The following is a 25968-nucleotide window of genomic DNA, read 5'->3' as shown; positions in this document are numbered from 1 at the left end:
ATGCGCATCCTCGGCATCGATCCCGGCCTTCGCACCACGGGTTTCGGCGTGCTCGAACGGCACGGCCACAAGCTCGTCTACGTGGCCTCGGGCACGATCAAGAGCAACGGCAATGCCGATCTGCCCAGCCGCCTGAAGACGCTGTACGACGGGGTCTCTGAACTGGTGAGCACATACCGGCCGGACTGCGCTTCCATCGAAAAGGTGTTCGTCAACGTCAACCCGCAATCGACGCTGCTGCTGGGCCAGGCCCGCGGCGCAGTGATCTGCGGTCTGATGAGCGGCAACCTGCCCGTGTTCGAATACACCGCGCTGCAACTGAAGCAGGCCGTGGTCGGCTACGGCCGCGCCAACAAGGACCAGGTGCAGGAAATGGTCGTGCGCCTGCTCAACCTCGAAGGCAAACCCGGTGCCGATGCATCCGACGCGCTGGGCGTGGCCATCTGTCATGCGCACGGCGGCGAGACACTGGCCGCCATGGCCGGGCTGGCGCCGCAGCTTGCGCAAAAGGGCTTGCGCGTGCGGCGCGGGCGCCTCGTCGGCTGACAGGATTCTTAAGGACGACGGGTAGCTGCGCGCATACACGGCGACTACCATGCGGGTATCCGTCTTCAGGAGCCTCCGATGCTGTGCCGTCTCATCCTGCTGAGCCCGTTCGTCTTGAGCGCCTCCCTGGCCTTGTCGGCCTGCCGGCTGGAATACAACCACGGCGACGGCGGCGGGGGCAACACCACGCCCATCGCCACCGTCCAGGTGATCGGCCATCGCGGTGCGCCTGCACTGCGGCCCGAGCACACGCTGGCCTCGTACCAGAAGGCCATCGACGATGGCGCCGACATCATCGAGCCCGATCTCGTCTCCACCAAGGACGGCGTGCTGGTTGCGCGCCACGAGAACGAAATCTCCGGCACGACCAACGTGGCCGACGTGGCAGCGTTTGCCGGCCGCAAGACCACCAAGACGATCGACGGCCAGAGTGTCACCGGCTGGTTCACCGAAGACTTCACGCTGGGGGAACTGAAAACGCTGCGCGCACGCGAGCGCATCCCGAGCATCCGCCCCGACAACGTCGCCTACAACGACCAGTTCGACATCCCCACGCTCGACGAGATCATCGCGCTGGCGCGGGACCAATCCGCCAGGCTCGGCCGCAACATCGGCATCTATCCGGAAACGAAACACCCGACGTATTTCCAGTCGATCGGCCTGCCGCTCGAAGACAGGTTGATCGACGGCCTGCGCCGCGACGCCTTTACGGCCAGCCGCACCACGGTCTACATCCAGTCGTTCGAAGTCGCCAACCTCAAGGCGATTCGCAACAAGATCGGCAGCAGCCAACCCAACTGGAAGCTCGTGCAACTGATGGGCACATCCAACCGGCAGCCCTACGATTTTGTGGTCGCCAAAGACAGCCGCACCTTCGGCGACATGATGACCAGCCAAGGCATGCGCGACATCGCCGCGTATGCCAATGGTGTCGGCCCTGACAAGAACAGCATCATGGGCCTGGATGCCAACGGCCGACTCACTGACCCGACCGACCTGATCCGCAACGCGCACGACGCCGGGCTGATCGTCCACCCGTACACATTCCGCCCCGAGAACACCTTCTTGCCGCCGTCGCTGCGCAGCGGCGCCGACAACACGCGCAACGTCAACGGCTCGATTACGGAAATCCAGGCGTTCCTGCGTGCGGGCGTCGACGGCTTCTTCACCGATGACCCGGCTGTCGGGCGGCAAGCCGTATCGACCTTCCAGCGTTAGTTTTCGCGCATCAATCCGTAGCGAGCGGCCGACCCCGGATCGGGTCTCGCAGAAGGTTTGGGCTACACTGCGTCCCGTTTTGGACGAGGAACCCCACCCATGATCGGACGCATCGCCGGGACGCTGATCGAAAAGAACCCGCCGCACCTGCTGGTCGATTGCCACGGCGTCGGCTACGAGATCGACGTGCCGATGAGCACGTTCTACAACCTGCCCGCCACCGGCGAAAAAGTCGTGCTGCTGACCCAGCAGATCGTGCGTGAGGACGCCCATCTGCTCTACGGATTCGGCACGGCGGCCGAGCGTGAAACCTTCCGCCAGCTCATCAAAATTTCCGGCATCGGCGCGCGCATCGCGCTGGCGGTGCTGTCGGGCATGTCGGTGGCCGAACTCGCGCAGGCCGTCACGCTGCAGGAAGCCGGGCGGCTGACGCGCATCCCGGGGATCGGCAAGAAGACGGCCGAGCGCCTGCTGCTGGAGCTTAAAGGCAAGCTGGGCGCCGACTTGGGTACAGTACCCGGCGGCCCCGCCGTCTCGGACGATGCGGTCGACGTGCTCAATGCCCTGTTGGCCCTGGGGTATTCCGACAAGGAAGCGGCGCTCGCCATCAAGCAGGTGCCGGCCGGTACGGGCGTCTCCGAAGGCATCAAGCTGGCGCTCAAGGCGCTCTCCAAGGGCTGACGCTCAGGAAGCGGCAAGACGGTAGAATGGCCTGCTCGCGCCTTCCCGGCGCCATCCGCCCGTCATGATCGAAACCGATAAGCTCGCCGCCAAGGCTGTTTCTGCTGAGCGCATCATCTCAGCCGCCCCTGTCTCGCCCAACGAGGAGGCCTTCGAGCGCGCGTTGCGTCCCAAGTTGCTCGACGAATATGTCGGCCAGGAAAAGGTGCGCGGCCAACTCGACATCTTCATGACTGCGGCAAAAAACCGCAGCGAGGCGCTGGACCACGTCTTGCTGTTCGGCCCGCCGGGCCTGGGCAAGACGACGCTGGCGCACATCATTGCGCGCGAGATGGGCGTCAACCTGCGCCAGACCTCCGGCCCCGTGCTAGAGCGCCCGGGCGACCTGGCCGCACTGCTCACGAACCTCGAAGCCAACGACGTCCTCTTCATCGACGAGATCCATCGGCTCTCGCCCGTGGTGGAAGAAATCCTGTACCCGGCGCTCGAGGACTACCAGATCGACATCATGATCGGCGAGGGCCCGGCGGCGCGCTCGGTCAAACTCGATCTGCAGCCGTTCACGCTGGTGGGCGCCACCACGCGCGCCGGCATGCTGACCAACCCGCTGCGTGACCGCTTCGGCATCGTCGCGCGGCTTGAGTTTTATACGCCTGCCGAACTGGCGAAGATCGTCACGCGCTCGTCGGGGCTGCTCAATGCGCGCATTGCCGAAGACGGCGCGCTGGAGATCGCCAAGCGCTCGCGCGGGACGCCGCGTATCGCCAACCGCCTGCTGCGCCGCGTGCGCGATTACGCCGAGGTGAAGGCTGATGGCGTCATCACGCGCGAGGTGGCCGACGCCGCCCTCGCCATGCTCGATGTGGACGCGGTGGGTTTCGATCTGATGGACCGCAAGCTGCTCGAAGCGATCCTGCACAAGTTCAACGGCGGCCCGGTCGGCATCGACAACCTCGCAGCCGCGATTGGCGAAGAGCGCGACACGATCGAAGACGTGCTTGAGCCATATCTGATCCAGCAGGGCTATCTGCAGCGAACGCCTCGCGGGCGCGTCGCCACGGCGTCCGCGTACCAGCACTTCGGGCTGGGCGCCCCCAAGAGCGGCCCGGTCCGCGATCTCTGGAACGATAGCCAATAACCACTCACCCGGACCGCCCCCGACATGTCCGCCGCCCCACACCATCCCAACCGCACCTACCGCTACTACGACTTCGTCATGGCAGCCTTTGTCACGGTGCTGCTGTGCTCGAACCTCATCGGCGCGGCCAAGGCGGCTCAGGTCACATTGCCGGTCCTGGGGCCCGTCACCTTTGGCGCGGGCGTGCTGTTCTTCCCGATCTCATACATCTTCGGCGACATCCTCACCGAGGTGTACGGCTACGGACGTGACCGTCGCGTGGTCTGGGCCGGCTTTGCCGCGCTCATCTTTGCGTCGTTCATGTCGCTGGTGGTGCTGGCGCTGCCGGTCGCGCCGTTCATGGCCGGATACCAGAAGAGCCTGAACGATGTGTTCGGCAACACGCCGCGCATCGTGGCCGGTTCGCTCATTGCCTTCTGGAGCGGCAGCTTCGCCAACAGCTACACGTTGGCGAAGATGAAGATCTGGAGTGAAGGCAAGTGGCTGTGGACACGGCTCATCGGGTCCACGGTGGTGGGCGAGGCAGTGGATTCGTCGCTCTTCTACGTAATCGCCTTCTACGGCATCTGGCCGCACCAGCAATTGCTGCGCGTGGCCATCGCGCAATACATTCTGAAGACCGGCTGGGAGGTGGTGGCGACGCCGCTCACCTACCGCGTCGTCGCCTTCCTCAAGCGCGTCGAGCACGAAGATTATTACGACCGCGACACCGATTTCACGCCGTTCAAGCTGAAGGTCTAAGGCACGCGCCGGTCGACCTCGTCGAGCACCAGCAGATCGAGGTGCGTGACGTCCCCCCATTGCACCACGGTCAATTGATGACCGTCCGACGAGAGCCGGTTGATGCTGGCATTGCGTAGCTCATGCTGGCGCGGCTCGGTGAGCGTCATCGCATTGGCGTGGCGGTAGAGGCAATCGAGGACACCGCCATGGCTGACCAGGGCAATGCGCTCGCCGGGGTGGCGGCGGATCAGGCGCAGCGCGGTTTCCACGGCGCGCTCGTGGAATGCGGTGAGTGTCTCGCCACCGGGCGGTGCAAACTCGGGAACGCGGCTCTGCCACGCCTCGAATTCGGCCGGATGCTGCTCGGCGACTTCAGCGTAGGTCAGCCCCTCGAACTGTCCATAGCAACGCTCGCGCAGGCCAGCATCGTCGCGCACAGTGATACCGATCTCGTCAGCTAGGGCCTGCGCTGTCTGCCTGGCGCGCGACAGGTCGCTCGCGTAGACCGCGTCGAACGGCTCGCGGGCGAGCGCCTTGCCCAGTTGCGCGGCCTGCTCCTGACCTTGCGCATTCAGCGGCACGTCGAGCTGGCCTTGCAGGCGGCGCTCGCGGTTCCAGTCGGTCTCGCCGTGGCGGACCAGCACGATATGGGTGATTTGCGGAATCGGCATGGGGACGGCGGCGGCGCGAGGCATCACGGGTTCCTGAACACGTCTGAGCAGTCAGACAGATGGGGAGGCTTCCGCCCTGGCCGCCTTGGTCGAAGACGATGCGGCTTGCGGCGACACCTGCAACCAGAACGTGACTGGGCCATCGTTGACGAGGGAGACCTGCATCATCGCGCCAAACTCACCCGTGGCCACGATGGCGTGCTGCGCGCGGGCACGCGTCACGAAGTGCTCGTACAGCCGGCGGCCATCCTCGGGGGCCGCTGCCGGCGTAAAGCTCGGGCGTGTGCCAGACTTGGTATCCGCCGCCAGTGTGAACTGCGACACCACCAGCAGACCGCCCGCTTGCCCGTTGCCATCGATGTTGCGCACCGGCAGGTTCATCTTGCCCTGTGCATCGGAGAACACGCGATAGTTCAGCAGCTTCTCGAGCAGGCGATCGGCCTCGGCGGGGGTGTCGCCGCGCTCGGCACAGACCAGCGCGAGCAGCCCCGGACCGATCTCGCCGACTACGCGACCCTCCACCCGCACGGCAGCCTGCGAGACACGCTGGATCAGCCCGATCACTTCAGCACCACGCGCGCAAAGCGACGCTTGCCAACCTGTATCACGAACGTGCCCGCCTCAACCTTCAGTGCCTTGTCGCTGATGACGGTGCCATCGATCTTCACACCACCCTGCTCGATGTTGCGGTTGGCCTCCGACGTGGACGGGCACAGGCCCGCCTGCTTGAGCAGTTGCGCAATGCCCAGCGGCGCGCCGGACAGCTCGATCTGCGGAATATCGTCGGGCACGCCACCGCGCGCGCGGTGGTTGAAGTCTTCCAGCGCGCGCTCCGCGTCGGCTTGGCTGTGGAAGCGCGCGACGATCTCCTGCGCCAGCAGGACCTTGCAATCGCGCGGGTTGCGGCCCAGCGCGATCTCGCCCTTCATCATGTCGATTTCGGCCTGCGGGCGGAACGACAGCAGCGTGTAGTACGTCCACATCAGGTCGTCGGAAATGCTCATCAGCTTGCCGAACATGTCGTTCGGCGCCTCGCTGATACCAACGTAGTTGCCCTTGGACTTTGACATCTTCTCGACGCCGTCCAGGCCCACCAGCAGCGGCATCGTCAGGATGCACTGCGGCTCCTGGCCATATTCCTTCTGCAGCTCGCGGCCCACGAGCAGGTTGAATTTCTGATCGGTGCCGCCCAGTTCCAGGTCCGACTTGAGCGCGACCGAGTCGTAACCCTGCATCAACGGGTAAAGGAATTCGTGCACGGAGATCGGCACGCCGGCCTTGTAGCGCTTGGTGAAGTCGTCGCGCTCCATCATGCGGGCGACGGTGTACCTGGCGGCGAGCTGGATGATGCCGCGCGCGCCGAGCGGGTCGCACCATTCGCTGTTGTAGCGGATCTCGGTCTTGCTCGGGTCCAGCACCATGCTGGCCTGGCGGTAGTACGTCTGCGCATTGGCCTCGATCTGCTCGCGCGTCAACGGCGGGCGCGTGGCGTTGCGGCCGGACGGATCACCAATCGTGGAGGTGAAATCGCCGATCAGGAAGATCACCTGATGACCGAGATCCTGCAGTTGGCGCAGCTTGTTCAGCACCACGGTGTGGCCGATGTGGATGTCAGGCGCGGTCGGGTCCAGGCCAAGCTTGATGCGCAGGGGCACGCCCGTGGCAGCACTGCGCGCCAGCTTCTGCTCCCACTCCGAGGCGATCAGCAGTTCGTCACAGCCGCGCAGCGAGACTTCCATCGCGTGCAGCACCTCCGGCGTGATCGGATACTTCGTCTTGCCCTGCGTAGTGTGGTCAGCGGCGGGGGCAGTGGAGGCGTCGGATGCGGTCATGGCAAAAAGAATGGTGACCACGCGCTGACCAGAAAGGCCGGCGGCGCGGACGAGAAGTCAACAATCGGGAAACAGGCGTGCGCGATGGACGACATGGTCGTCCGTGCGCGATCCCGCGATTTTACCGTGATGCGTCGTCCCGCCCAAAGGACCCCTCGCGACACGCCCTGCACGGGTCCTGCTCGGCCGCTGCCGCTGGTATGCTCACGCGCATGACGACCGTCCCTCACTCTCATAGCGAGCTCTACATCGGCCTGATGTCAGGCACCAGCCTGGATGGCGTCGATGGCGTGCTCGTCGACTTCTCCGGCGCCCACCCGGTATTGGTCGCGGACGCTTACGTGGCGTTTCCGCCTGACCTGCGGCGGGCGTTTCTCGATCTGCAGCAGGCCGGCCACGACGAGATCCACCGCGAGGCCCTCGCGGCGAATGCACTCGCCAGCCTGTACGCGGAATGCGTCGAACAGTTGCTCAAGAAAAGCGGCTGCATCCGGCGGGAGATCCGTGCCATCGGCGCGCACGGCCAGACCATTCGCCATCAGCCGGGAGCCCACGATGGCCTCGGCTACACGCGCCAGACGCAACACGCCGCCGTGCTGGCAGAGCGCACGGGCATCGACGTCATTGCTGACTTCCGCAGCCGCGATGTTGCCGCTGGAGGACAGGGCGCCCCGCTGGTGCCTGCCGTGCACCGCGCGTTGTTCGGGCAGCCCGATGCGTGGCAGGTGGTCTGCAATATCGGCGGCATCGCGAACCTTACGGTGCTGCCACCGCAAGCCTCGGACGCACGCGATTCCGTGCTCGGTTTTGATTGCGGCCCCGGCAATGCGCTGCTGGACCATTGGGTCCACACGCACCACGGACAGGCTTACGATCGCGACGGCGCCTGGGCGCGCACCGGCGACGTCGACGCGACCCTGCTTGCCCGCCTGTGCAGCGAGCCTTTCTTCGATCTGCCACCGCCCAAGAGCACCGGCCGCGACCTGTTCAACCCTGCCTGGCTGAAACACCAGGCCGGCGAAGCGCTCGCACGTCTGCGCCCCCAGAACGTGCAAGCGACGCTGCTCGCCCTGACGACCGATACCATCGCGAGCGCGGTGCGCCGCCATGCGCCCCTTGCAAAGTCGCTGGTGGTCTGTGGCGGAGGCGCACGCAACGGCGCGATGATGGCGCGCCTCTCCGAGCAGTTGCCCGGTGTCGACATCGCACCCAGCGACAAGTTTGGCGTGCCGGCCAATCAAGTCGAGGCACTGGCGTTCGCGTGGCTCGCCCGCCAATGCGTGCGCCGCGAGCCGGGCAATCTTCATCATGCGACCGGCGCCGCGGGGCCTCGCGTGCTCGGAACCATCTATCCCGCCTAGATCGCGCAGATCCGAGCAGGCAACAAAAAAGCGCACCGGAGTGCGCTTTTTTTGCCTGCAATGAATCGTCAGACCGAGAACGAAGAGCCGCAACCGCAAGTGGTCGAGGCATTCGGATTCTTGATGACGAATTGCGCGCCGCTGATGTCTTCCTTGTAGTCGATCTCGGCGCCCACCAGATATTGGTAGCTCATCGAATCAATCAGCAACGTCACGCCATTCTTCGTCATGGTCGTGTCGTCTTCGTTCGTATCCTCATCAAAGGTGAAGCCATACTGGAAGCCCGAGCACCCGCCGCCTTGCACGAACACGCGCAGCTTCAACTCCGGGTTACCTTCTTCTTCAATCAGTTGCTTGACCTTGTCCGCAGCGCTGTCGGTAAAGACCAGCGGAGCCGGAACCTCGTTCACATCGGGCGTGGCTGCCTGCGCGACTGCGTTCATGGAAAATCTCCTGTGGGAACGTCTCAAAACCTGCACGTATTTTAAGCGCAAGCTGCAAATCGTGCCGAAGCCCCAGGTTTCAAGAGGCTATTGTGCGGTGTGCCAGCAACGGCCACAGCGGTCGACAGGCGTGCTCGGCACTCAGTCCTGATTGGACGCCAGCTTCAGATTGGGCAGCAATTTCACATCGCCCGGTACCGAGTGCGCCAACGTACCCATGACGACAGCACCCTGATGCATCTCCAGTGCGGCGTACTGCACGTTGCCCTCGATACGCGCTTTCGGCTGCAATTCGAGCAGCTCGGCCACATGCACGGGCCCAACCACGGTGCCATTCAGGATCAGGTGTCCGACATGCACCTCACCTTCGATACGCGCCGTATCGGTGACGACCAGCATGCTGGGCTTGTCCGGATCGCCGTAGACGTTTCCCTTGATGGCACCGTCAATCCGCAGCCCGCCGGAGAAACGAAGATCGCCCTCGAGCTTGGTGTGGGCGCCCAGCAGGGTTTCGATTGCCAGTCCCTTCTTTTTGCCAAACAGCATCGTCGACTCCTATTCATGCAGGATCCGAGCGGGCATGCCCGTCAGATGGAAAAACTCTGGCTCGCCTTGATCTTGCCGTTCTGCAGCACCTTCACCATCACCGACTGCACCGTCGTGCCGGGAGGCACATCCACCGTCCCTTCGAGACGTTGGTAGTGCGTCAGCTTGACGCGTACTGCCTGCGCCGCCGTTCCGCCGTTGGACGGACCCGGGAAATCGATCGTAGCAGGTTTGCCTCCCTGCACCACATTCAGCTTGAGCGCAAGCTGCCCCTCAAACTCGGAGACCGGTGCGAAGGCCTTGCCGCCGCCCTGCATCAGCAGCACGCGGAAGTGCAAGCGGGTCGGCTGGGCCTCGTCCGGTGCAATGCGGAAGCTGCGCACGTAAATGCCGGCGGTGTTGGTAGGCGCGGGCAGCAAGCTGTCGAAAAAGGCCAAATCCTCCTTCAACTGTGCGTTTTCGGCCTCCAGTGCCTTGAGTTGCTCGGCCATCTGCGCCTGCGCGCCCTCAGCCATGCTCAGACGGGCGTCCACGGTGCCGGCGGACGCGGACAGCTTGTCGCGCTCGGCCTGGACGGCAGCCAGCCTGGCGGACAGTTCGCGGTTCATAGCACGCAGGTCACTGTCGTGGGACCCCGTCAGGCGGCGTCCTTCCTCGAAGGCCCACAGAGCCGCCGCTGCGGCCAGCCCCAACACCACCGCGATCATCAAGATGGTCACTGGCCACGGCAGGCGCGAACGCACCGTGACATTCGGGGCGAGCACCGAAGCACGACGCAGCAGACGGCGCGCCTTCACGCGGCACCCTCCCGACCCGCACGGCGAATCAGAATCGGATTAGGCAGAACAGCGGATTGCATCATACGTCTCGAACGCTGACAGAGTGTGGATTGTAGTCTCGGCGACATGTCGAAGCTGTTGCAAAGGGTAAGCGACGAGCCGAAAACATCACACCGTTTGATTGGAGCGCTCAAAACAAAAAACCACACCCTAGGGTGTGGTTTTTTGCGAAAGCAGCAGGAAACGAATTAACGCTTCGAGAACTGCTTGGCGCGGCGGGCCTTGCGCAGACCAACCTTCTTACGCTCGACTTCACGTGCATCGCGCGTCACCAGACCGGCCTTCGACAGGGCGGGCTTGAGCGTTGCATCGTAATCGATCAGGGCGCGGGTGATACCGTGACGCACGGCACCGGCTTGGCCGGTTTCGCCGCCACCCACCACGTTCACCTTGATGTCGAACGTCGCTGCGTGGTTGGTCAGCTCGAGCGGCTGGCGCACGATCATCAGCGAGGTTTCACGAGCGAAGTACTCGTTGATGGCCTTGCCGTTGACGATGATGTCGCCCTTGCCGGACTTGATGAAGACACGTGCCACAGCGCTCTTGCGGCGGCCGGTGCCATAGTTCCAGTTTCCGATCATGGATTAGGCCCCTTAGATTTCCAGCGCTTTCGGCTGCTGAGCTTCGTGCGGATGCGAGCCTTCAGCGTAAACCTTCAGCTTCTTGATCATCTCGTAGCCCAGCGGACCCTTTGGCAGCATGCCCTTCACAGCCTTCTCCAGGGCGCGGCCCGGGAAACGCTGCTGCATCTTGCCAAACGTCGTTTCGTAGATACCGCCCGGGTAACCCGAGTGGCGATAGTACTTCTTGTCGGTCGTCTTGGCGCCCGTCACACGCAGCTTGGCCGCATTGATGACGATGATGAAATCGCCGGTATCGACGTGCGGAGTGAATTCGGGCTTGTGCTTGCCGCGCAGTCGGTGTGCCACTTCGCTGGCGACACGCCCGAGGACCTTGTCCGTCGCGTCAATCACGTACCAATCGCGCTTCACCTCATGGGGCTTTGCGGAAAAGGTCTTCATGATTTTTCCAAATATTGAGTCAGTGCCCGAGTGGACCCGTATCGTGCTGAGAACTCACGTTCAGACTGCTCACGAACGGATCGTCTTGCGGACGCCTGCGCAACCCCATGCGAGGTCATCGCCGGCCCGCCTTCCCGCTTGTTGGTGCGGGCTCTCTGGATTCTTTCCCGCGGGCAATCCGGAAAAGATTTCGATTCTACCCCGCCCAGAACCCTTGACACAAGGAAAAAGGCACACCTCGGCCGGACAGGCGAAAAAAAACCCAAGCTGGTGAGCTTGGGTTTGAATCCACCAAAGGAGGAGGGTGGAGGAGACACCTGCTGATCGTCGACTTGGCGGGTTGCACCACATCGGCCGATCCAATGGTGCAAATTATACCCATTTGTGGGGCATGCGCAAGGGAATTTGCACTGCGAAATTGTGTTTCGTAATACGGAATGCAGATTGGAGCGTAGCTCAGCCGTTTATTTTCATACGAATCAATAGCTTATGCTTAAACCATGGCACACCGGATGCGGCGACCTAGAAGTTTTCCTCCAGATGCGGTGCCATTTCGGTGCGCAATTCACGGGTTGCACCTTTTTGCACGGGCACCATTGTCAAGCCGAATTCACCCTAACCAGCCTGCGAGACCAGGGGCCGGTCGCTACAATGTGGCTCTTCGTCGGCCCCGGTCGACATCTGCATAAGGATTGGACATGGATTGCACAGTCAGCTGGACCGGCCCGGAAGGGATGGCATTTTTGGCGGAAACCGGCAGCGGCCACCTCGTGACGATGGACGGCGCGCCCGATGGCGGGGGCCGTAATCTCGCGCCGCGCCCCATGGAAATGGTGCTGCTGGGCACCGGGGGCTGCACCGCGTATGACGTGGTGCTGATCCTCAAGCGCGGGCGCCAGGATGTGCAGGGCTGCAGCGTCAAGCTGCATGCCGACCGCGCCGAAGCCGACCCGAAGGTTTTCACGCGCATTCACTTCACCTTTACGGTGACGGGGCGCAACCTGAAGCGGGAAACCGTCGAGCGTGCGGTCCAGCTGTCGCACAAGAAGTACTGCTCGGCGTCGATCATGCTGGCCAAGACGGCCGAGATCACGCACTCGCTGGAACTGGTAGATCTGGCCGCGCAGCCGACGGCATCGGAATAAGAAGCGAAGCGGACCGATAAGCCGGATTCTGTGCGCCGCCAAGCCGAAACCTGGCGGCGTGACAACCATTCCTCTAGACCGGCTGTTGCCAGCCGGCTCAAGCTCCCTACCCGCAGACTCAGCGAGCCGCTTCGTCGCCTGCTTACTTGGGATTGCTCCGGGTGGAGGTTACCGCGTTTCACCCTTCGCCCTGGCCGAAGCCGGGGCGAAGACTCGTCTCTGTGGCCCTATTCCGCACGTCACCGTGGATGGTCGTTAGCCATCACCCTGCTCTATGGAGTCCGGACTTTCCTCCCCTTCCGCGCGCGCGAGGCGGCGGAAGCAGCGATTGTCTGGTCCGCTTCGCGAGGCGCGAGTCTAGCACCATTCGAGGCCCGGCCGCTTACACAGCCTTTCGGCGGCCCGCGCGAAAGACGGCCGTGTCGGCATAGAAGGCGGCGTCCCAGTTCGCAGCGCACCAGCCGGGTATCCCCATGACCGGCAGCGGACGAAAGTCGCGGGGCGTCAGTTCGGTGTGCAGCAGCATCTGGGCCAGCGACGCGTCAAGCGATACCCGATCGGCTTGCAGCGTGGCGACGCGGACCGGCCACGCGTGCGCGGTGATCGACTTGTAAGGGGCGACCAGCTTTTCCAGCAAGGCGTGACCAAACGGCAGCACCGCGCACGAGGTTCCCCACCGGTCCCTTCCCTGAACAAACAGCCGCTGCCAGTCGAAGCCGGTCAGGTGGCGCTCGGGAGCGTCGTCGGTGTGCAGGAAGATGAGCGCGTTTTCGTCGAACAGCGTGGCGGCATCGCGCACCGTGCCGCGGGCGGCGCCGACGCCATCGTGCATGATGACCCGCGCCTGCCGCGCGTTGAGCGCCGCCTTCGCACGCGGCCAATGCAGCCAGATCAGCGCGTTGAACAGATCGTGGAGATTATCTCGCGTCGGCACTTCGCCCGTGGTGGCGATGTGCGTTTCATAAGCGGTGTCCGCAGGCAGCATGTCTTGCGGGATGAAGCACAAGGCATGGCCACCGGATGTGCAGATCGCCTGTGTGGCAGGATGCGCATTCAGCGCCGCCCGCAGATCGACACCGAGCGCAATCGCGTCGGCGATGGGCGCGCCGATCTGTGCGAGCGGCGCAAACGCAGGGTGGCTCCAGTCGATCGCCCCCAGACCCTCGATCGCCAATTCAACGCGCTCAGACGGATTTCCAACGCAGCATTTCACCGCCACGCAAGGGCACCAGCGTCTGCTCGCCGAACGGGACTTCGGCTGGCAGCTGCCACTGCGAACGGGTGAGCGTAAGCGTCCCGGCGTTGCGCGGCAGGCCGTAGAAGTCTGGGCCGTGCAGGCTGGCGAAACCTTCGAGCTTGTCGAGCGCGTTGGCGTCTTCAAAGGCCTCGGCATAGAGCTCCATGGCGTGCAGCGCGGTGTAGCAGCCGGCGCAGCCGCAGGCGTGTTCCTTCACGCCTTTGGCGTGCGGTGCGCTGTCGGTGCCGAGGAAGAAGCGCGGGTGGCCCGACGTTGCTGCGGCTACGAGGGCCAGGCGATGCGTCTCGCGCTTGAGCACGGGCAGGCAGTAGTAGTGCGGCCGGATGCCGCCGACGAACAGCGCATTGCGGTTGTACAGCAGGTGGTGCGCGGTGATGGTGGCGCCGACCGGCCCCTCCGCATCGCGCACGTACTCGGCCGCCTGCTTGGTGGTGATGTGCTCGAACACGACCTTCAGCGCGGGGAAGTCGCGACGCAGCGGCAGCATCACCGTGTCGATGAAGACGGCCTCGCGGTCGAAAATGTCGACGGTCGGGTCGGTCACTTCGCCATGCACGAGCAGCGGCATGCCGACTTCCTGCATGGCTTCGAGCGTCTTGGCGCAGCGGCGCAGGTCGGTCACGCCGGCATCGCTGTTGGTGGTGGCGCCGGCCGGATACAGCTTCACGCCGTGGATGAAGCCGCTCGCCTTGGCTTCACGGATCACCTCGGGCGACGTGTTGTCGGTCAGGTACAGCGTCATCAACGGTTCGAACGGCGTGCCGGCCGGCAGCGCAGCGAGGATGCGATCACGATAGGCACGCGCCTGTGCGGTCGTCGTCACGGGCGGCTTGAGGTTCGGCATGATGATCGCCCGCCCGAACTGGCGCGCGGTGTCGCCCACGACGTCGGCGAGCGCATCGCCGTCGCGCAGGTGCAGGTGCCAGTCATCGGGGCGGACGATGGTGAGGGTGTCGGTCATGATGCGTGAGGCAGCAGTCAGCAAAAACGTGAATCAGAGAATGAGGATGACACGATAGTCATTGACGTTGGTGCGCGTCGGTCCGGTGACGATGAGGTCATCGGCGGCAGCGAAGAAACCATAGGCGTCGTGTGCGTCGAGGGCGGCGCGAGCGGCGACGCCCTTGCCGGCAGCGCGGGCAATGGACTCCGGATCGAGCAGCGCACCCGCATTGTCCTCCGATCCGTCGATGCCGTCTGTATCAGCGGCAAGTGCGTAGACGTCGCCCATGTCCTCGACCGTCACGGCAAGGGAAAGCAGGAACTCAGCGCAGCGCCCGCCCCGCCCGCCGGTCAGGCCTGGCGGAATCGTCACGGTGCATTCACCGCCGGAGACGAGCGCGACCGGCGCCGCGAAGGGCGTGCCGTGCTGGCGGATCTGCCGCGCCAGCGCGCCGTACACCTGCGCGACATCACGCGCCTCGCCCGTCACCGTGTCGCCGAGGATGGCCGCATGCATGCCGCGCGCCGCAAAGACCTGCGCGCCGGCCTGCAAACTCTGCTGCGCGGTGGCGATGACGTGATTGGCGACCCGGGCAAAGCAGGCGTCGCCCGGCTTCGGTGTTTCAGGAACCTCGCCGCGGGCGCCGCGCTCCAGATGCGCGCGCACGGTGTCGGGTATCTGCGCGCCCCAGCGGCCAAGAATGGCCAGCGCATCGACATAGGTACTCGGGTCGGGCACTGTCGGGCCGCTGGCGATGGCGCTCGGGTCGTCGCCCGCAACGTCGGAGACGATCAGCGTCGTCACGGGCGCACGCGATGCCGCTGCCAGCCGCCCACCCTGGATGCGCGACAGATGCTTGCGCACGATGTTCATGTCGGTGATGGGCGCGCCGCAACGCAGCAGTTCCCGCGTCACCGCTTTCAGATCGGCCATCGGGATGCCATCGGCGGGCAACGACAGCAGGCTTGAGCCTCCGCCCGACACCAGAACGATCAGGCGGTCGTTCTCGGTCAGCGCAGATACGCGGTCAAGGATCTCCTGTGCCGCCTGCTCGCCGGCTTCATCGGGCACCGGATGACCGGCCTCGACCACACGGATATGCGACGTCGACAGGCCGTGCGCATAGCGCGTGACGACCAGGCCCTCGATCCGGGCCTGCCCGTCATAGGCCAGCTCCACGGCCAGCGCCATCGACGCCGCAGCCTTGCCCGCGCCGACCACCAGTGTCTTGCCGCCTGCATGCGGCGGGGGCAGAAAAGCAGCGACGGTCTTGAGCGGATCGGCGGCGCCGACGGCTGCGGTGTAGCTCTCCAGCAGCAGGGCGCGTGCAGCGGCGCGGTCGAGCTTCATGCGAGCGCCTCTGCGATCGCGCGACCCAGATCCACCGTGCCCGCCGTGCCGCCAATGTCGCGCGTGAGCGGCGCGTGGCCGGGTCCCGCTGCCAGCACGTGTTCGATGGCGCTCAACACTGCCGCGCCCGCCGCGGGCTCGCCGAGATGTTCGAGCATCATGGCCGCACACCAGATCTGCCCGATTGGGTTGGCGATGCCTCTACCCGCGATATCCGGCGCCGAACCGTGCACCGGCTCGAACAGGCTCGGATACGTGCGGTCCGGGTTGATATTGCCCGACGGCGCAATGGCGATCGTGCCCGTGCACGCCGGCCCCAGATCGGAAAGGATGTCGCCGAACAGGTTGCTGGCGACCACCACGTCGAACATCTCGGGCTTCTGCACGAAATGCGCGGTGAGGATGTCGATGTGGAACTTGTCGACACTGACCTCGGGGAATTGCTTGGCCATCGCCTCGACGCGCTCGTCCCAGTACGGCATGGTGATGGAGATACCGTTGGACTTGGTGGCAGACGTGAGGTGCTTCGCCTCGCGGCGCTGCGCGAGATCGAAGGCGAACTTGAGGATGCGGTCGACGCCGGTTCGGCTCATGACCGTTTCCTGGATGACGATCTCGCGCTCGGTTCCGCCGTACATGCGGCCGCCGACGCTGGAATATTCGCCCTCGGTGTTCTCGCGCACCACGTAAAAGTCGATGGCGCCGGGGGCGCGCGGCTGGCCGTTGCGGTCAACCAGCGGGCTGCGGATGCCGGGCATCAGGCGCACGGGCCGCAAGTTTACATACTGGTCGAAGCCACGGCGGAACTGCAGCAGCGAACCCCACAGCGAAATGTGGTCGGGCACGGTATCGGGCCAGCCCACGGCGCCGAAGAAGATGGCATCGTAGCCGCGCAGCGTGTCGAACCAGTCGTCCGGCAGCATCTTGCCGTGGCGGACATAGTAGTCGCAGCTCGCGAAATCGAAGTGATCCGCCTGCAGCGCAAAGCGGAACTTGCGGGCGGCCGCATCCAGCACCCGCAGACCTTCAGGTACGACTTCCTTGCCGATCCCGTCTCCGGGGATCACTGCGATGCGATAAGACTTCATGGGAATGGCTTCCGGTTGAGCGGCGGTCGAGATGCCAGGTCTGGCAGGTGATCCTGCACGATGCGGCGTGAGCGCAACGGGCCGGCGCCAGGACCGGCGTCGCCACGGAAAAGGCGCTTGGCACCCCCGGCGGCGCGCAGGATAATGACTATTTTATTGCATCCGACTTTCCCACCACCATGTGCCAGCTGCTGGGCATGAACTGCGCCGAACCGACCGATGTGACGTTCTCGTTCACGGGGTTTGCCGCGCGCGGTGGCGTGACGGACCACCATGCCGACGGTTTTGGTGTGGCGTTCTTCGAAGACAAGGCCTGCCGCCTGTTCATCGACAACCAGTCCGCCGGCACCTCGCCGGTCGCGGAGCTGGTCAAGCGCTACCCGATCAAGTCCAAGAACGTCATCTCGCACATCCGCAAGGCGACGCAGGGCACGGTGCGGCTGGAAAACTGCCACCCCTTCATGCGCGAGCTGTGGGGGCGGCACTGGATCTTCGCCCACAACGGCGACCTGAAGAACTTCTCGCCGTTCCTCTCGGGTGTCTATCAGCCGGTGGGGGATACCGACAGCGAGCTCGCCTTCTGCTTCATCATGCAGGCGCTGCGCAAGCGCTTTCCGGGATCGCAGCCGCCGCTCAACGAACTGTTCTACGCGCTGTCTGACATCACCAAGGAAATTACCCGCTACGGCGTGTTCAATTTCCTGTTGTGCAACGGGCAGGCGCAGTTTGCGCATTGCTCGACGCGGCTTTACTACATCGTGCGGCAGTGGCCGTTCTCGACGGCGCATTTGATCGACGCCGACATGACGATCGACTTCGCCAAATACACGACGCCTGCCGACCGCGTGGCCGTCATCGCCACAGCGCCGCTCACCGACAACGAAGTCTGGACGCAATTCGTGCCGGGCGAGCTGCTGATGTTCGAATCGGGCCAGCCCACGATGGCGACCAAGGTGCCGATCCCAGAGGCGGTCCAGGCCGCCAACGCGGCAAACACCGCCTGCACCTGACGCCGCATCGCCCGTAAAAAAAGCCGCTCCGAGTGGCTACACCCGGAGCGGCTTTTTATTGCCGGGAACCGTCGATCAATGCGACAGGATCTTCGACAGGAACTGCTTGGCACGGTCGGAACGAGCGTCGATGTTGCCGAAAAACTCTTCCTTCTCGCAGTCTTCAACGATGTGACCCTGGTCCATGAAGATCACGCGGTTGGCAACCTTGCGGGCGAAACCCATTTCGTGGGTCACGCACATCATGGTCATGCCTTCCTTGGCCAGCTCCACCATCACGTCGAGCACTTCGTTGACCATTTCCGGGTCCAGCGCGGAGGTCGGCTCGTCGAACAGCATGCAGATCGGGTCCATCGACAGCGCACGCGCGATGGCCACGCGCTGCTGCTGACCGCCCGACAGCTGGCCCGGGTACTTGGCAGCGTGCGCCTTCAGGCCCACACGATCCAGGTATCTCAGGCCCTTGGCCATCGCCTCTTCCTTGGAACGGCCCAGCACCTTCTGCTGGGCGATCGTCAGGTTTTCGGTGATCGACAGGTGCGGGAACAGTTCGAAGTTCTGGAACACCATGCCCACGCGCGAGCGCAGTTTCGGCAGGTTCGTGCCCTTCGCGCCCACCGAGATCCCATCGACGAAGATCTCGCCCTTCTGAAACGGCTCCAGCGCGTTGACGGTCTTGATGAGCGTGGACTTGCCCGAACCCGACGGGCCACACACCACCACCACCTCGCTCTTCTTCACGCTGGTGGTGCAGTCGGTCAGCACCTGGAAGCTGCCGTACCACTTGGAAACGTTCTTGATCTCGATCATTGGGTCACCTTCTTCTGAAGCCGCTTCACCAGCACGGAGGCGCCGAAGCAGATCACGAAATAGCAAAAGCCGGCAAACAGCAGCAGTTCGACGATGCGGCCGTCGCGCTCACCGATGTTGTATGCCTGCGTAAAGAAGTCCGACAGCGCGCTCACGTACACCAGCGACGTATCCTGGAACAGGATGATGGCCTGCGTGAGCAGCAGCGGGATCATGTTGCGGAACGCCTGCGGCAGGATCACCAGGCGCATGGCCTGGCCATACGTCATGCCCATCGCATAGGCCGCGAACATCTGCCCGCGCGAAACGCTCTGGATACCGGCGCGGATGATCTCCGAGTAGTACGCCGCCTCGAACAGCGCGAACGCGACCAGTGCGGAGGTCATGCGCATGTCGGTGGCCGGAGACAGATCGAAGATCTTCTGCAGCACCTGCGGCACGATGAGGAAGAACCACAGCAGCACCATCACCAGCGGAATGGAACGGAAAAGGTTCACGTAGGCTTGCCCGAACCACTGCAGCGGCTTGATGCCAGACAGGCGCATCATCGCCAGCAGCGTGCCCCAGACGATGCCGACCAGGATGGCCGTGCCCGTAATCTGGAGCGAGAGGACCATCCCCTCGCCGAGCACGCGCATGTTGTCGGCGTTGATGGACGAGAAATCGAATTGATAAGCCATGAAGAGTCCTCGCCCGATTACTTGCCACCGATGAAGCCAGGCAGCCGGGAACGTGCTTCCACCCAGCGCATCAGGCCCATTACGGTCAGGTTGATCAGCATGTACATCAGCGTCACGGCGATGAACGATTCGTACGGCTGCGCGGTGTAGTCAACCAGTTGGCGGCCTTGTGCGGCAAGCTCAAGCAAACCGATGGTCGATGCCACGGCCGAGTTCTTGAAGATATTCAGAAACTCCGACGTGAGCGGCGGCACGATGATCCGGAACGACATCGGCAGCATCACGTAGCGATACGTCTGCGCCAGCGTGAAGCCCATGGCCAGGCCGGCGTTGCGTTGACCGCGCGGAAGCGAATTGATACCGGAGCGCACCTGCTCGCAGACACGCGCCGCGGTAAAGGTACCGAGACACAGCATCGCGCACAGGAACATCGCCGTATTGGGGTTCATCTGCTTGATGTAGTCGCCACCCGGCACGAGTTCGGGCATGACGAAGTACCAGATGAAGAGCTGCACGATCAGCGGAATGTTGCGGAACAGCTCAACGTACGCAGCGGCAAGGCCCGACAGCCACTTGTTCGGCACCGTACGCAGCACGCCCAGCACGGAGCCGATGACGAGCGCGATGATCCAGGAAGACAGGCCGAGTACGACGGTCGTCTTCAACCCCGCCAGCAGCCAGTCGAGATAGGTCTGATTCTGGGCGGCTTCCGTAAAGAAGACACCCCAGTTCCAGTGGTAATTCATGATGGTTCCCTCTGCGCCTGCCCCCTTCCTGCGCGTCCTGATCTTGACCTTGCGATATCTGCCGCACTCGGCAGATTCGAGACCGACCTTGGGCCGCTCGCTGTGGACGGGAACAGACTCCTAAAAAGAAACGGAAGGGATGGACCTGTTGACCGGTCTTTGCCTTCCGTTCCGATGACGCTTGTTTCAGGCCCGTTGAGGGAGCCGATCAGTCAAGAGCCTTGTCGTTCGGGTTCTTGATCAGCGCCTTCATGTCGTCCGACAGCGGGAACTCCATGTTCACGCCCTTGGGCGGAACCGGCTGCTCGAACCATTTCTTGTATTCGGCGGCGATCGTGCCGTCCTTCATCATGCCTGCGATGGTCTTGTCGGCCAGCGCCTTGAACGGCTTGTCGTCCTTGCGAACCATGCAGCCATAGGCTTCGCGCGATTGCGGCTTGGCCACGACCACCCAGTCAGCCGGGTTCTTGGCCTTGGCGCGCTCACCGTACAGCAGGGCGTCGTCCATCATGAACGCAACGGCGCGGCCCGATTCCAGCGTCAGGAACGACTGGCCGTGGTCCTTCGTGCTGATGATGTTCATGCCCATCTGCTTTTCATCGTTCATCTTGCGCAGCAGGCGTTCCGACGTCGTGCCGGCAGTGGTCACGACGTTCTTGCCCTTGAGCTGTGCCCAGTCGGTGATGCCCGAATCCTTCTTCACCATGATGCGCGTGCCGATGATGAAGATGGTGTTCGTGAACGATGCCTGCTTCTGACGCTCGAGGTTGTTCGTGGTCGAGCCGCACTCCAGATCGATGGTGCCGTTCTGCAGCAGCGTGATGCGGTTCTGCGACGTGACCGGGATCTCGTTGATCTTCAGATCCTTCAGGCCGAGCTGCTTCTTCACGTCCTCGGCAATCTTGGTGGCCACGTCGTACGAATAGCCGATCGTGCGAACACCGCCGACGTTGTAGCTGAACGGAATCGACGAATCGCGCACGCCCAGCGTGATGGTGCCGGTGTCCTTGATCTTCTTGAGCGTACCAGTCAGCTCTTCTGCGTGAGCAATGCTGCCGAATGTACCAACGGCGACACCAACGGCTGCAAGCACGGTTGCCAGCTTGGCGAGGTTCATGAAAGTCTCCTTTTGACCATGAAAGAGAAAGACGGGACTGTACCAAAAAACGTTTGGCGACAGTATCGGTGTTGCCACTAAATCGTTGAATCCAACGGGTTTTTCCGATCGCACAAACCCAACTGCAGCGCGGAATTCCGGGCAATCGGACACCTTACATTGCGCTTTTCCGGAAAACCGGAAAAGCCGCGCAGCACCGACGATGGAAAACGCTCTGCACGATCGGCGCACGCGCACGAACGCTTGAGCGAAAACCGCCAATGCGAAGCGTAGACAAGGGAAATAAAGCCCGCCCGATGTGCGCTCTCTGTCGCTTAACGAACCCGACTTGAGGATGGGAAGGACGATGATGTCTTCGCCCTTCTCATGGTGCGGTGCTCCGGAACGTTATGGTTCGTCCCATGAGCACCGGCTTTCTTCAACCGTCGCGCATGGCCGCCTGATCAGCGGCGACGCGAAAGACCGGAGCGGCGCCCTGGTGGGGCATCGCGCCGGTATTGACCGACGCGTCGCCGATCAGGGGTACAGACCGCGCTCTTGGCGGGCCTGCAGAATCCGCGTACAGGCGATGATGAACGCCGCCGTACGCAGAGTAACCTTGTTGTCCTGCGCCACTTGCCAGACGCCACGGAAGGCATCTTGCATGATCCGTACCAGGCGCTGGTTGATCTCGTCTTCGGTCCAGAAGAAGCTCGAGAAATCCTGCACCCATTCGAAATAGCTGACCGTCACACCGCCGGCGTTGGCAATCACGTCCGGGCAGACCAGGATGCCGCGGTCGCGCAGGATGTCGTCGGCCTCGGGCGTCGTGGGGCCGTTTGCACCTTCCACGACAATCTTTGCCTTGATATGGGGCGCGTTCTTCGCGGTGATCTGGCCTTCCAGCGCGGCCGGGATCAGGAATTCGCAGTCCAATGCCCAGAAGTCGTCTTGCGAGACGGTCTCTGCGGCAAAGCCGGCCACGCTGCCGTTGTGGTCAACGTGCTTGATGAGCGCGTCGACATCGAGGCCGTTGCCGTTGAACACGATGCCCTTGTGGTCTTGCACGGCAATGACCTTGGCGCCGGCGTCATGGAACAGCTTGGCGGCCACGCTGCCGACGTTGCCGAAGCCCTGAACGACCACGCGCGAGCCCTTGACGTCGATGCCGAGGTTGCGTGCGGCTTCGCTGCCCACCACGAACACGCCGCGGCCAGTGGCTTCGCGACGGCCCAGGCTGCCGCCCAGTGCGATCGGCTTGCCGGTCACCACGCCGGTGGCGGTGGAGCCTTCGTTCATGGAATACGTGTCCATCATCCACGCCATGATCTGCGCGTTGGTGTTCACGTCCGGCGCCGGAATGTCCTTGTTCGGGCCGATGATGATGCCGATCTCGCTGGTGTAGCGGCGGGTCAGGCGTTCGAGTTCACCGGAAGACAGCTTGCGCGGGTCGACGCGGATACCGCCCTTCGCACCGCCGTACGGCACGTTCACGGCCGCGTTCTTCACCGACATCCATGCAGACAATGCCATCACTTCCGACAGCGTCACGTCCTGGTGGAAACGCACGCCGCCCTTGCCGGGGCCGCGCGAGGTGTTGTGCTGCACGCGATAGCCCTCGTAGTGGGCGATGCTGCCGTCATCCATCTGGATGGGCACATCCACAATCAGCGCGCGCTTGGGCCGCTTGAGCGTTTCGACCCAACGTGCGAGCGAGCCGAGGTAGGGGGTGACCCGGTCGACCTGCTGCAGGTAAATGCCCCACGGGCCGAGATTGTCGGCCGGCAGATAGGACGGAATGGCGTGCTGGAGTGTCGTCGGAGATGCGACATTGGACATGGTTGTCTTCCTTTTTTGGACCTCGGTAAGGCCCTTCAAGTCCCACAAAATGCCCGCCAGCTTAGGGATGCCCCAAAACGAAATCCAATGCTGTTTTTACATCGGGTTATGCGCGAAACGCATAACCACACGAAAGGCAAGCAAGGCGTCTTTAGCCTCCGAGTGCGCTCCACAGCGTGTCGATCAGCTCTCGCTTGCGCTTGGACTGCGGGTGACGACGGTCATGTGCCCCGTTCTGCGGATGTTCGCGGTACAGCCGGATTTCCATTTCGATCGACAACGTGCCGCCGCCCTTGCCTTCCGCGCGCACCAGACGCCCCGCAGCCACCTCCTCGCGCACCGCGCTCTCGGGCAGGAACGCGACGCCGTGGCCGGCGAGCGCCATCACCTTGAGCGCTTCCGCCATGTCGGTCTCGTAGCACTTGTCGAGCAGCGGCGCCACCGGTGAGTTCTCCAGCAACACGTCGACCATGCGGCCGAGAAAGGCATTGGGCGTATAGCTCAGATAGGCGATAGGCTTGCGCGCCGTGGGAGTCAGCCGATAGATAGGCCGCCCGTTCGCGTCAGGCTTGGAGAACGGTGATAGCCGCTCCGTGCCGAGCACCAGCATGTCGTAGCGCGTGGGGTCGAGCTGGATCATCTGGCGCGCATGGTGGTAGACCATGACGAGATCGCAGCCACCCTCCACCAGTGTCATCACGGCGTCGTGCACATTGAGCGCGCGCAGCCGGCATTGCAGCTTGCCGATCCGCTCCTCCACCTGCGCTAGCCAGCCCGGAAAGAACGTGAGGGACAGCGTGTGCGGCACGGCAAAGTCGATGGTGGATGCGCTCGCGGGACGCTGGCCACGCATCAGCGCACGCGTCTCGCTCACCTGCGCGAGCATCGCCAGGGCCTGCTCGTAGAACACCTCGCCTGCAGGCGTGAGCCGTGTCGGGTAGCTTGATCGATCGATCAGCTCATTGCCCAGCCACGCCTCCAGCGACTGGATGCGCCGCGAAAACGCGGGCTGCGTGACGTGCCGCAATTCGGCCGAGCGTGAGAAGCTGTGCGTCTCGGCGAGGCTGATGAAGTCTTCCAGCCATTTGAGTTCCATCGGGTTCCCTCTTCCCCATCCTGCTTAGGCGTCCTCGGCCTGTTCCGGCTCAACCGGCGTTCGCTCGGGCTCGCGGGCCTGCATGCGCCACATCTGCGCGTAGCGGCCATCCGCGCGCAACAATGATTCGTGCGTACCGCGTTCGATGATGCGACCGTGCTCCATCACCAGGATCTGGTGCGCACCGACGATGGTGGAAAGTCGGTGCGCAATCACCAGCGTGGTGTGATTCTGCGCGAGGCGCATCAGCTCGCCCTGGATCGCATGCTCGGTGCGCGAATCCAGCGCGGAGGTCGCCTCGTCGAACACGAGGATCGGGGGGCGCTTGAGCAAGGTGCGCGCAATGGCGACGCGCTGCTTCTCGCCGCCCGAGAGCTTGAGGCCTCGCTCGCCGACCTGCGTGTCGTAACCCTCTGGCAGCGATTCGACGAAATGATGGATTTGCGCCGCGCGGGCGGCTTCGATCACCTCTTCGCGTGTGGCATCCGGGCGGCCGTAGGCGATGTTGTAGAAGATGCTGTCGTTGAACAGCACCGTATCTTGCGGAACGATGCCGATCGCCGCACGGACGCTGGCCTGCGTGACATCGCGGACGTCCTGACCGTCGATCTCGATCGCGCCGGACTTGGCGTCATAGAAGCGAAACAGCAATCGCGCCAGGGTGGATTTGCCGGAGCCGCTCTGCCCCACCACGGCCGTGGTCGTACCGGCGGGAATGGTGAAATCCACATCGAACAGGATCTGCCGGTTCGCCTCATAACCGAAGTCGACGTGCGCGAATCGCACTTCGCCTGCATGCACGGCCAGCGGCGGCGCGCCTGGCTTGTCAGCCACCTCCCGGTTCGTGTGCAGCAGTTGGAACATCCGATCCATGTCCGTCACGGCCTGCTTCAACTCGCGGTAGATGACGCCCAGGAAGTTGAGCGGGATGTAGATCTGCAGCATCAGCGTGTTGACCAGCACCAGATCGCCCAGTGTCATGTGTCCGGCTGCCACGCCTTGCGTTGCGCGGTACAGGATGAGGACGAGTGCTGTGGCCACGATGAACTGCTGGCCGAAGTTGAGCATCGACAGCGATTGCTGCGAACGGATCGCCGCGGCGCGGTAGTGCCTCAGGTTCTCATCGTAGCGGCGCGCCTCGTAATCCTCGTTGCCGAAGTACTTGACCGTTTCGAAATTGAGCAGCGAGTCGATCGCCTTCTGGTTGGCGCGCGAATCGAGTTCGTTCATCCTGCGGCGGAAGTGCGTGCGCCAGTTCGTCACCGTCACGGTAAAGACGATATAGGTCACAAGCGCACAGAACGTGATGAGCGCGAACCACACGTCGTACTTCACAAAGAAGTACGTGATGACGAGGCCGACCTCGACCAGCGTCGGCAGGATACTGTACAGCGAATACGAGATCAGCGATTGAATGCCTCGCGTGCCACGCTCGATGTCGCGGCTCATGCCGCCGGTCTGGCGTTCGAGATGAAAACGCAGCGACAGCGCATGCAGATGCCTGAACACTTGCAGCGCAAGCGTGCGCACCGAGCTCTCCGTCACTTTTGCGAAGAGCATTTCGCGCAGTTCCGAAAACAGCGACGTTGAGAGCCGCAGCAGCCCATAGCCGACGATGATGCCCACTGGCACGACCAGCAGCGCACGCGGGTCGCTGGGCGAGACGTTCATCGAATCGATCAGCCGCTTCATGACCATCGGCACGCCAAGGTTGGCCACCTTGGCAGCGATCAGGAACGACAGCGCCAGACCCACCCGCCATTTGTACGCCAACAGATACGGCAAGAGGCTCTTGATGGTGCGCCAATCGCCGCGGGCGGCTGCCCCTGGCGGAGGCGGTTCGGAGGAGGCAGGGAAGCGACGCATGTGCGGTGCAATAAAATAGCG

At 63.5% G+C, this 25968-nt stretch carries 27 protein-coding genes and 1 other RNA gene; 8 read left to right on the top strand and 20 right to left on the bottom strand.

All coding sequences use genetic code 11. The annotated features are described in order from the left end of the window. The 5 genes from ruvC to R2N03_RS16745 all read left to right on the top strand — a co-directional run bounded on the left by ruvC (nt 1) and on the right by R2N03_RS16745 (nt 4324). Nucleotides 1-546, top strand: a complete 546-nt coding sequence (ruvC, locus tag R2N03_RS16765; protein ID WP_004635567.1) for a crossover junction endodeoxyribonuclease RuvC — start codon at nt 1-3, stop codon at nt 544-546. 78 nt (nt 547-624) lie between these two features. After that, entirely contained in the window at nt 625-1764 is a 1140-nt protein-coding gene (locus R2N03_RS16760; protein WP_316658901.1) for a glycerophosphodiester phosphodiesterase, read from the top strand. A 99-nt stretch (nt 1765-1863) separates the two neighbouring features. Beyond that, nucleotides 1864-2445: a Holliday junction branch migration protein RuvA gene (gene ruvA / locus R2N03_RS16755; RefSeq protein WP_004635578.1), complete on the top strand. Its 582-nt coding sequence runs from the start codon at nt 1864-1866 to the stop codon at nt 2443-2445. A gap of 64 nt (nt 2446-2509) precedes the next feature. Further along, nucleotides 2510-3583: a Holliday junction branch migration DNA helicase RuvB gene (gene ruvB / locus R2N03_RS16750; protein ID WP_316658897.1), complete on the top strand. Its 1074-nt coding sequence runs from the start codon at nt 2510-2512 to the stop codon at nt 3581-3583. 24 nt (nt 3584-3607) lie between these two features. After that, a complete protein-coding gene (locus R2N03_RS16745) occupies nt 3608-4324 on the top strand; it encodes a queuosine precursor transporter (protein ID WP_316658896.1) in 717 nt (238 codons plus the stop codon). Here the strand turns inward: R2N03_RS16745 and R2N03_RS16740 are convergent. From R2N03_RS16740 to tyrS, 3 genes are read right to left on the bottom strand one after another with little or no spacing between them, the layout of a single operon-like run. Beyond that, entirely contained in the window at nt 4321-5001 is a 681-nt protein-coding gene (locus tag R2N03_RS16740) for a histidine phosphatase family protein (RefSeq protein ID WP_316658895.1), read from the bottom strand. The two genes, R2N03_RS16745 and R2N03_RS16740, sit on opposite strands and share 4 nt — an antisense overlap. 27 nt (nt 5002-5028) lie before the next feature. Further along, entirely contained in the window at nt 5029-5541 is a 513-nt protein-coding gene (gene dtd / locus R2N03_RS16735; RefSeq protein WP_316658894.1) for a D-aminoacyl-tRNA deacylase, read from the bottom strand. Continuing rightward, complete coding sequence (gene tyrS, locus R2N03_RS16730) at nt 5538-6809, bottom strand: tyrosine--tRNA ligase (protein ID WP_316658892.1); 1272 nt, start codon at nt 6807-6809, stop codon at nt 5538-5540. The genes dtd and tyrS overlap by 4 nt, the downstream gene beginning before the upstream one ends. A gap of 200 nt (nt 6810-7009) precedes the next feature. Between tyrS and R2N03_RS16725 the strand changes: the two genes are divergently transcribed. Then, complete coding sequence (locus R2N03_RS16725) at nt 7010-8170, top strand: anhydro-N-acetylmuramic acid kinase (RefSeq protein WP_316658890.1); 1161 nt, start codon at nt 7010-7012, stop codon at nt 8168-8170. Nucleotides 8171-8238: 68 nt separating this feature from the next. Here the strand turns inward: R2N03_RS16725 and erpA are convergent, their stop codons facing one another. The 5 genes from erpA to rplM all read right to left on the bottom strand — a co-directional run bounded on the left by erpA (nt 8239) and on the right by rplM (nt 11020). Then, complete coding sequence (gene erpA, locus R2N03_RS16720) at nt 8239-8613, bottom strand: iron-sulfur cluster insertion protein ErpA (RefSeq protein ID WP_316658889.1); 375 nt, start codon at nt 8611-8613, stop codon at nt 8239-8241. 141 nt (nt 8614-8754) lie between these two features. Next, on the bottom strand, nt 8755-9159 hold the full coding sequence (locus tag R2N03_RS16715) for a bactofilin family protein (RefSeq protein WP_316658888.1): 405 nt from the start codon (nt 9157-9159) through the stop codon (nt 8755-8757). Between the two features lie 41 nt (nt 9160-9200). After that, complete coding sequence (locus R2N03_RS16710) at nt 9201-9956, bottom strand: DUF6776 family protein (protein ID WP_316658887.1); 756 nt, start codon at nt 9954-9956, stop codon at nt 9201-9203. A 230-nt stretch (nt 9957-10186) separates the two neighbouring features. Continuing rightward, entirely contained in the window at nt 10187-10579 is a 393-nt protein-coding gene (rpsI, locus tag R2N03_RS16705; RefSeq protein ID WP_004633190.1) for a 30S ribosomal protein S9, read from the bottom strand. A gap of 12 nt (nt 10580-10591) precedes the next feature. Then, on the bottom strand, nt 10592-11020 hold the full coding sequence (rplM, locus tag R2N03_RS16700) for a 50S ribosomal protein L13 (protein WP_316658874.1): 429 nt from the start codon (nt 11018-11020) through the stop codon (nt 10592-10594). A 698-nt stretch (nt 11021-11718) separates the two neighbouring features. Between rplM and R2N03_RS16695 the strand changes: the two genes are divergently transcribed. After that, nucleotides 11719-12165, top strand: coding sequence for an OsmC family protein (locus R2N03_RS16695; protein WP_316658873.1), 447 nt, complete (start codon nt 11719-11721; stop codon nt 12163-12165). A gap of 1 nt (nt 12166) precedes the next feature. Here R2N03_RS16695 and rnpB read toward each other — a convergent pair. The 5 genes from rnpB to R2N03_RS16670 all read right to left on the bottom strand — a co-directional run bounded on the left by rnpB (nt 12167) and on the right by R2N03_RS16670 (nt 16804). After that, an RNA gene (gene rnpB, locus R2N03_RS16690) (RNase P RNA component class A) lies at nt 12167-12509 on the bottom strand. A gap of 38 nt (nt 12510-12547) precedes the next feature. Next, a complete protein-coding gene (locus R2N03_RS16685) occupies nt 12548-13333 on the bottom strand; it encodes a DUF3025 domain-containing protein (RefSeq protein ID WP_428984424.1) in 786 nt (261 codons plus the stop codon). Nucleotides 13334-13349: 16 nt separating this feature from the next. Next, a complete protein-coding gene (gene pyrC, locus R2N03_RS16680; RefSeq protein WP_316658871.1) occupies nt 13350-14384 on the bottom strand; it encodes a dihydroorotase in 1035 nt (344 codons plus the stop codon). 33 nt (nt 14385-14417) lie between these two features. Next, complete coding sequence (locus R2N03_RS16675; RefSeq protein ID WP_316658870.1) at nt 14418-15716, bottom strand: glycerate kinase type-2 family protein; 1299 nt, start codon at nt 15714-15716, stop codon at nt 14418-14420. Beyond that, nucleotides 15713-16804, bottom strand: a complete 1092-nt coding sequence (locus R2N03_RS16670; RefSeq protein ID WP_316658869.1) for a tartrate dehydrogenase — start codon at nt 16802-16804, stop codon at nt 15713-15715. The genes R2N03_RS16675 and R2N03_RS16670 overlap by 4 nt, the downstream gene beginning before the upstream one ends. Before the next feature lie 179 nt (nt 16805-16983). Here R2N03_RS16670 and R2N03_RS16665 point away from each other — a divergent pair, with 179 nt between their 5' ends. Further along, nucleotides 16984-17814, top strand: coding sequence for a class II glutamine amidotransferase (locus R2N03_RS16665; RefSeq protein WP_316658868.1), 831 nt, complete (start codon nt 16984-16986; stop codon nt 17812-17814). A 75-nt stretch (nt 17815-17889) separates the two neighbouring features. On the opposite strand, the gene R2N03_RS16660 is transcribed toward R2N03_RS16665, so the two are convergent. The 7 genes from R2N03_RS16660 to R2N03_RS16630 form a co-directional block, all read right to left on the bottom strand. Next, nucleotides 17890-18624 carry an amino acid ABC transporter ATP-binding protein gene (locus tag R2N03_RS16660; protein ID WP_316658867.1) on the bottom strand — a complete coding sequence of 245 codons (735 nt, stop codon included), beginning with the start codon at nt 18622-18624 and terminating at the stop codon, nt 17890-17892. Next, the gene (gene gltK, locus R2N03_RS16655) at nt 18621-19304 is read right to left on the bottom strand and encodes a glutamate/aspartate ABC transporter permease GltK (protein WP_316658864.1); all 684 of its coding nucleotides are present in this window, start codon (nt 19302-19304) and stop codon (nt 18621-18623) included. Before gltK ends, R2N03_RS16660 begins: the two co-directional genes overlap by 4 nt. 17 nt (nt 19305-19321) lie before the next feature. Then, a complete protein-coding gene (locus tag R2N03_RS16650) occupies nt 19322-20050 on the bottom strand; it encodes an amino acid ABC transporter permease (protein WP_232041950.1) in 729 nt (242 codons plus the stop codon). Nucleotides 20051-20258: 208 nt separating this feature from the next. Next, a complete protein-coding gene (locus tag R2N03_RS16645) occupies nt 20259-21167 on the bottom strand; it encodes a glutamate/aspartate ABC transporter substrate-binding protein (RefSeq protein ID WP_316658863.1) in 909 nt (302 codons plus the stop codon). A gap of 516 nt (nt 21168-21683) precedes the next feature. Further along, on the bottom strand, nt 21684-22985 hold the full coding sequence (locus tag R2N03_RS16640; RefSeq protein WP_316658862.1) for a Glu/Leu/Phe/Val family dehydrogenase: 1302 nt from the start codon (nt 22983-22985) through the stop codon (nt 21684-21686). A gap of 151 nt (nt 22986-23136) precedes the next feature. Next, complete coding sequence (locus R2N03_RS16635; protein ID WP_316658860.1) at nt 23137-24081, bottom strand: LysR substrate-binding domain-containing protein; 945 nt, start codon at nt 24079-24081, stop codon at nt 23137-23139. A gap of 24 nt (nt 24082-24105) precedes the next feature. Continuing rightward, nucleotides 24106-25947, bottom strand: coding sequence for an ABCB family ABC transporter ATP-binding protein/permease (locus tag R2N03_RS16630; RefSeq protein WP_316658858.1), 1842 nt, complete (start codon nt 25945-25947; stop codon nt 24106-24108). Nucleotides 25948-25968: the final 21 nt, after the last annotated feature.

Source organism: Ralstonia condita (assembly GCF_958405655.1).
In the GTDB taxonomy this organism is placed as follows: Bacteria; Pseudomonadota; Gammaproteobacteria; order Burkholderiales; family Burkholderiaceae; genus Ralstonia; species Ralstonia condita.
The sequence above is the reverse complement of the archived record's forward strand: the minus strand, read 5'-3'. Positions and strand labels throughout refer to the sequence as shown.

Coding starts and splice junctions, on each gene's coding strand:
- R2N03_RS16650 (WP_232041950.1), bottom strand. CDS start 20,050: ATGAATTACCACTGGAACTGGGGTGTCTTCTTTACGGAAGCCGCCCAG.
- R2N03_RS16640 (WP_316658862.1), bottom strand. CDS start 22,985: ATGTCCAATGTCGCATCTCCGACGACACTCCAGCACGCCATTCCGTCC.
- R2N03_RS16725 (WP_316658890.1), top strand. CDS start 7,010: ATGCTCACGCGCATGACGACCGTCCCTCACTCTCATAGCGAGCTCTAC.
- R2N03_RS16745 (WP_316658896.1), top strand. CDS start 3,608: ATGTCCGCCGCCCCACACCATCCCAACCGCACCTACCGCTACTACGAC.
- gltK (WP_316658864.1), bottom strand. CDS start 19,304: ATGGCTTATCAATTCGATTTCTCGTCCATCAACGCCGACAACATGCGC.
- R2N03_RS16695 (WP_316658873.1), top strand. CDS start 11,719: ATGGATTGCACAGTCAGCTGGACCGGCCCGGAAGGGATGGCATTTTTG.
- pyrC (WP_316658871.1), bottom strand. CDS start 14,384: ATGACCGACACCCTCACCATCGTCCGCCCCGATGACTGGCACCTGCAC.
- ruvA (WP_004635578.1), top strand. CDS start 1,864: ATGATCGGACGCATCGCCGGGACGCTGATCGAAAAGAACCCGCCGCAC.
- R2N03_RS16740 (WP_316658895.1), bottom strand. CDS start 5,001: ATGCCTCGCGCCGCCGCCGTCCCCATGCCGATTCCGCAAATCACCCAT.
- R2N03_RS16630 (WP_316658858.1), bottom strand. CDS start 25,947: ATGCGTCGCTTCCCTGCCTCCTCCGAACCGCCTCCGCCAGGGGCAGCC.
- ruvB (WP_316658897.1), top strand. CDS start 2,510: ATGATCGAAACCGATAAGCTCGCCGCCAAGGCTGTTTCTGCTGAGCGC.
- rpsI (WP_004633190.1), bottom strand. CDS start 10,579: ATGATCGGAAACTGGAACTATGGCACCGGCCGCCGCAAGAGCGCTGTG.
- erpA (WP_316658889.1), bottom strand. CDS start 8,613: ATGAACGCAGTCGCGCAGGCAGCCACGCCCGATGTGAACGAGGTTCCG.
- R2N03_RS16665 (WP_316658868.1), top strand. CDS start 16,984: ATGTGCCAGCTGCTGGGCATGAACTGCGCCGAACCGACCGATGTGACG.
- R2N03_RS16760 (WP_316658901.1), top strand. CDS start 625: ATGCTGTGCCGTCTCATCCTGCTGAGCCCGTTCGTCTTGAGCGCCTCC.
- rplM (WP_316658874.1), bottom strand. CDS start 11,020: ATGAAGACCTTTTCCGCAAAGCCCCATGAGGTGAAGCGCGATTGGTAC.
- R2N03_RS16715 (WP_316658888.1), bottom strand. CDS start 9,159: ATGCTGTTTGGCAAAAAGAAGGGACTGGCAATCGAAACCCTGCTGGGC.
- tyrS (WP_316658892.1), bottom strand. CDS start 6,809: ATGACCGCATCCGACGCCTCCACTGCCCCCGCCGCTGACCACACTACG.
- R2N03_RS16635 (WP_316658860.1), bottom strand. CDS start 24,081: ATGGAACTCAAATGGCTGGAAGACTTCATCAGCCTCGCCGAGACGCAC.
- R2N03_RS16670 (WP_316658869.1), bottom strand. CDS start 16,804: ATGAAGTCTTATCGCATCGCAGTGATCCCCGGAGACGGGATCGGCAAG.
- ruvC (WP_004635567.1), top strand. CDS start 1: ATGCGCATCCTCGGCATCGATCCCGGCCTTCGCACCACGGGTTTCGGC.
- R2N03_RS16645 (WP_316658863.1), bottom strand. CDS start 21,167: ATGAACCTCGCCAAGCTGGCAACCGTGCTTGCAGCCGTTGGTGTCGCC.
- R2N03_RS16660 (WP_316658867.1), bottom strand. CDS start 18,624: ATGATCGAGATCAAGAACGTTTCCAAGTGGTACGGCAGCTTCCAGGTG.
- R2N03_RS16675 (WP_316658870.1), bottom strand. CDS start 15,716: ATGAAGCTCGACCGCGCCGCTGCACGCGCCCTGCTGCTGGAGAGCTAC.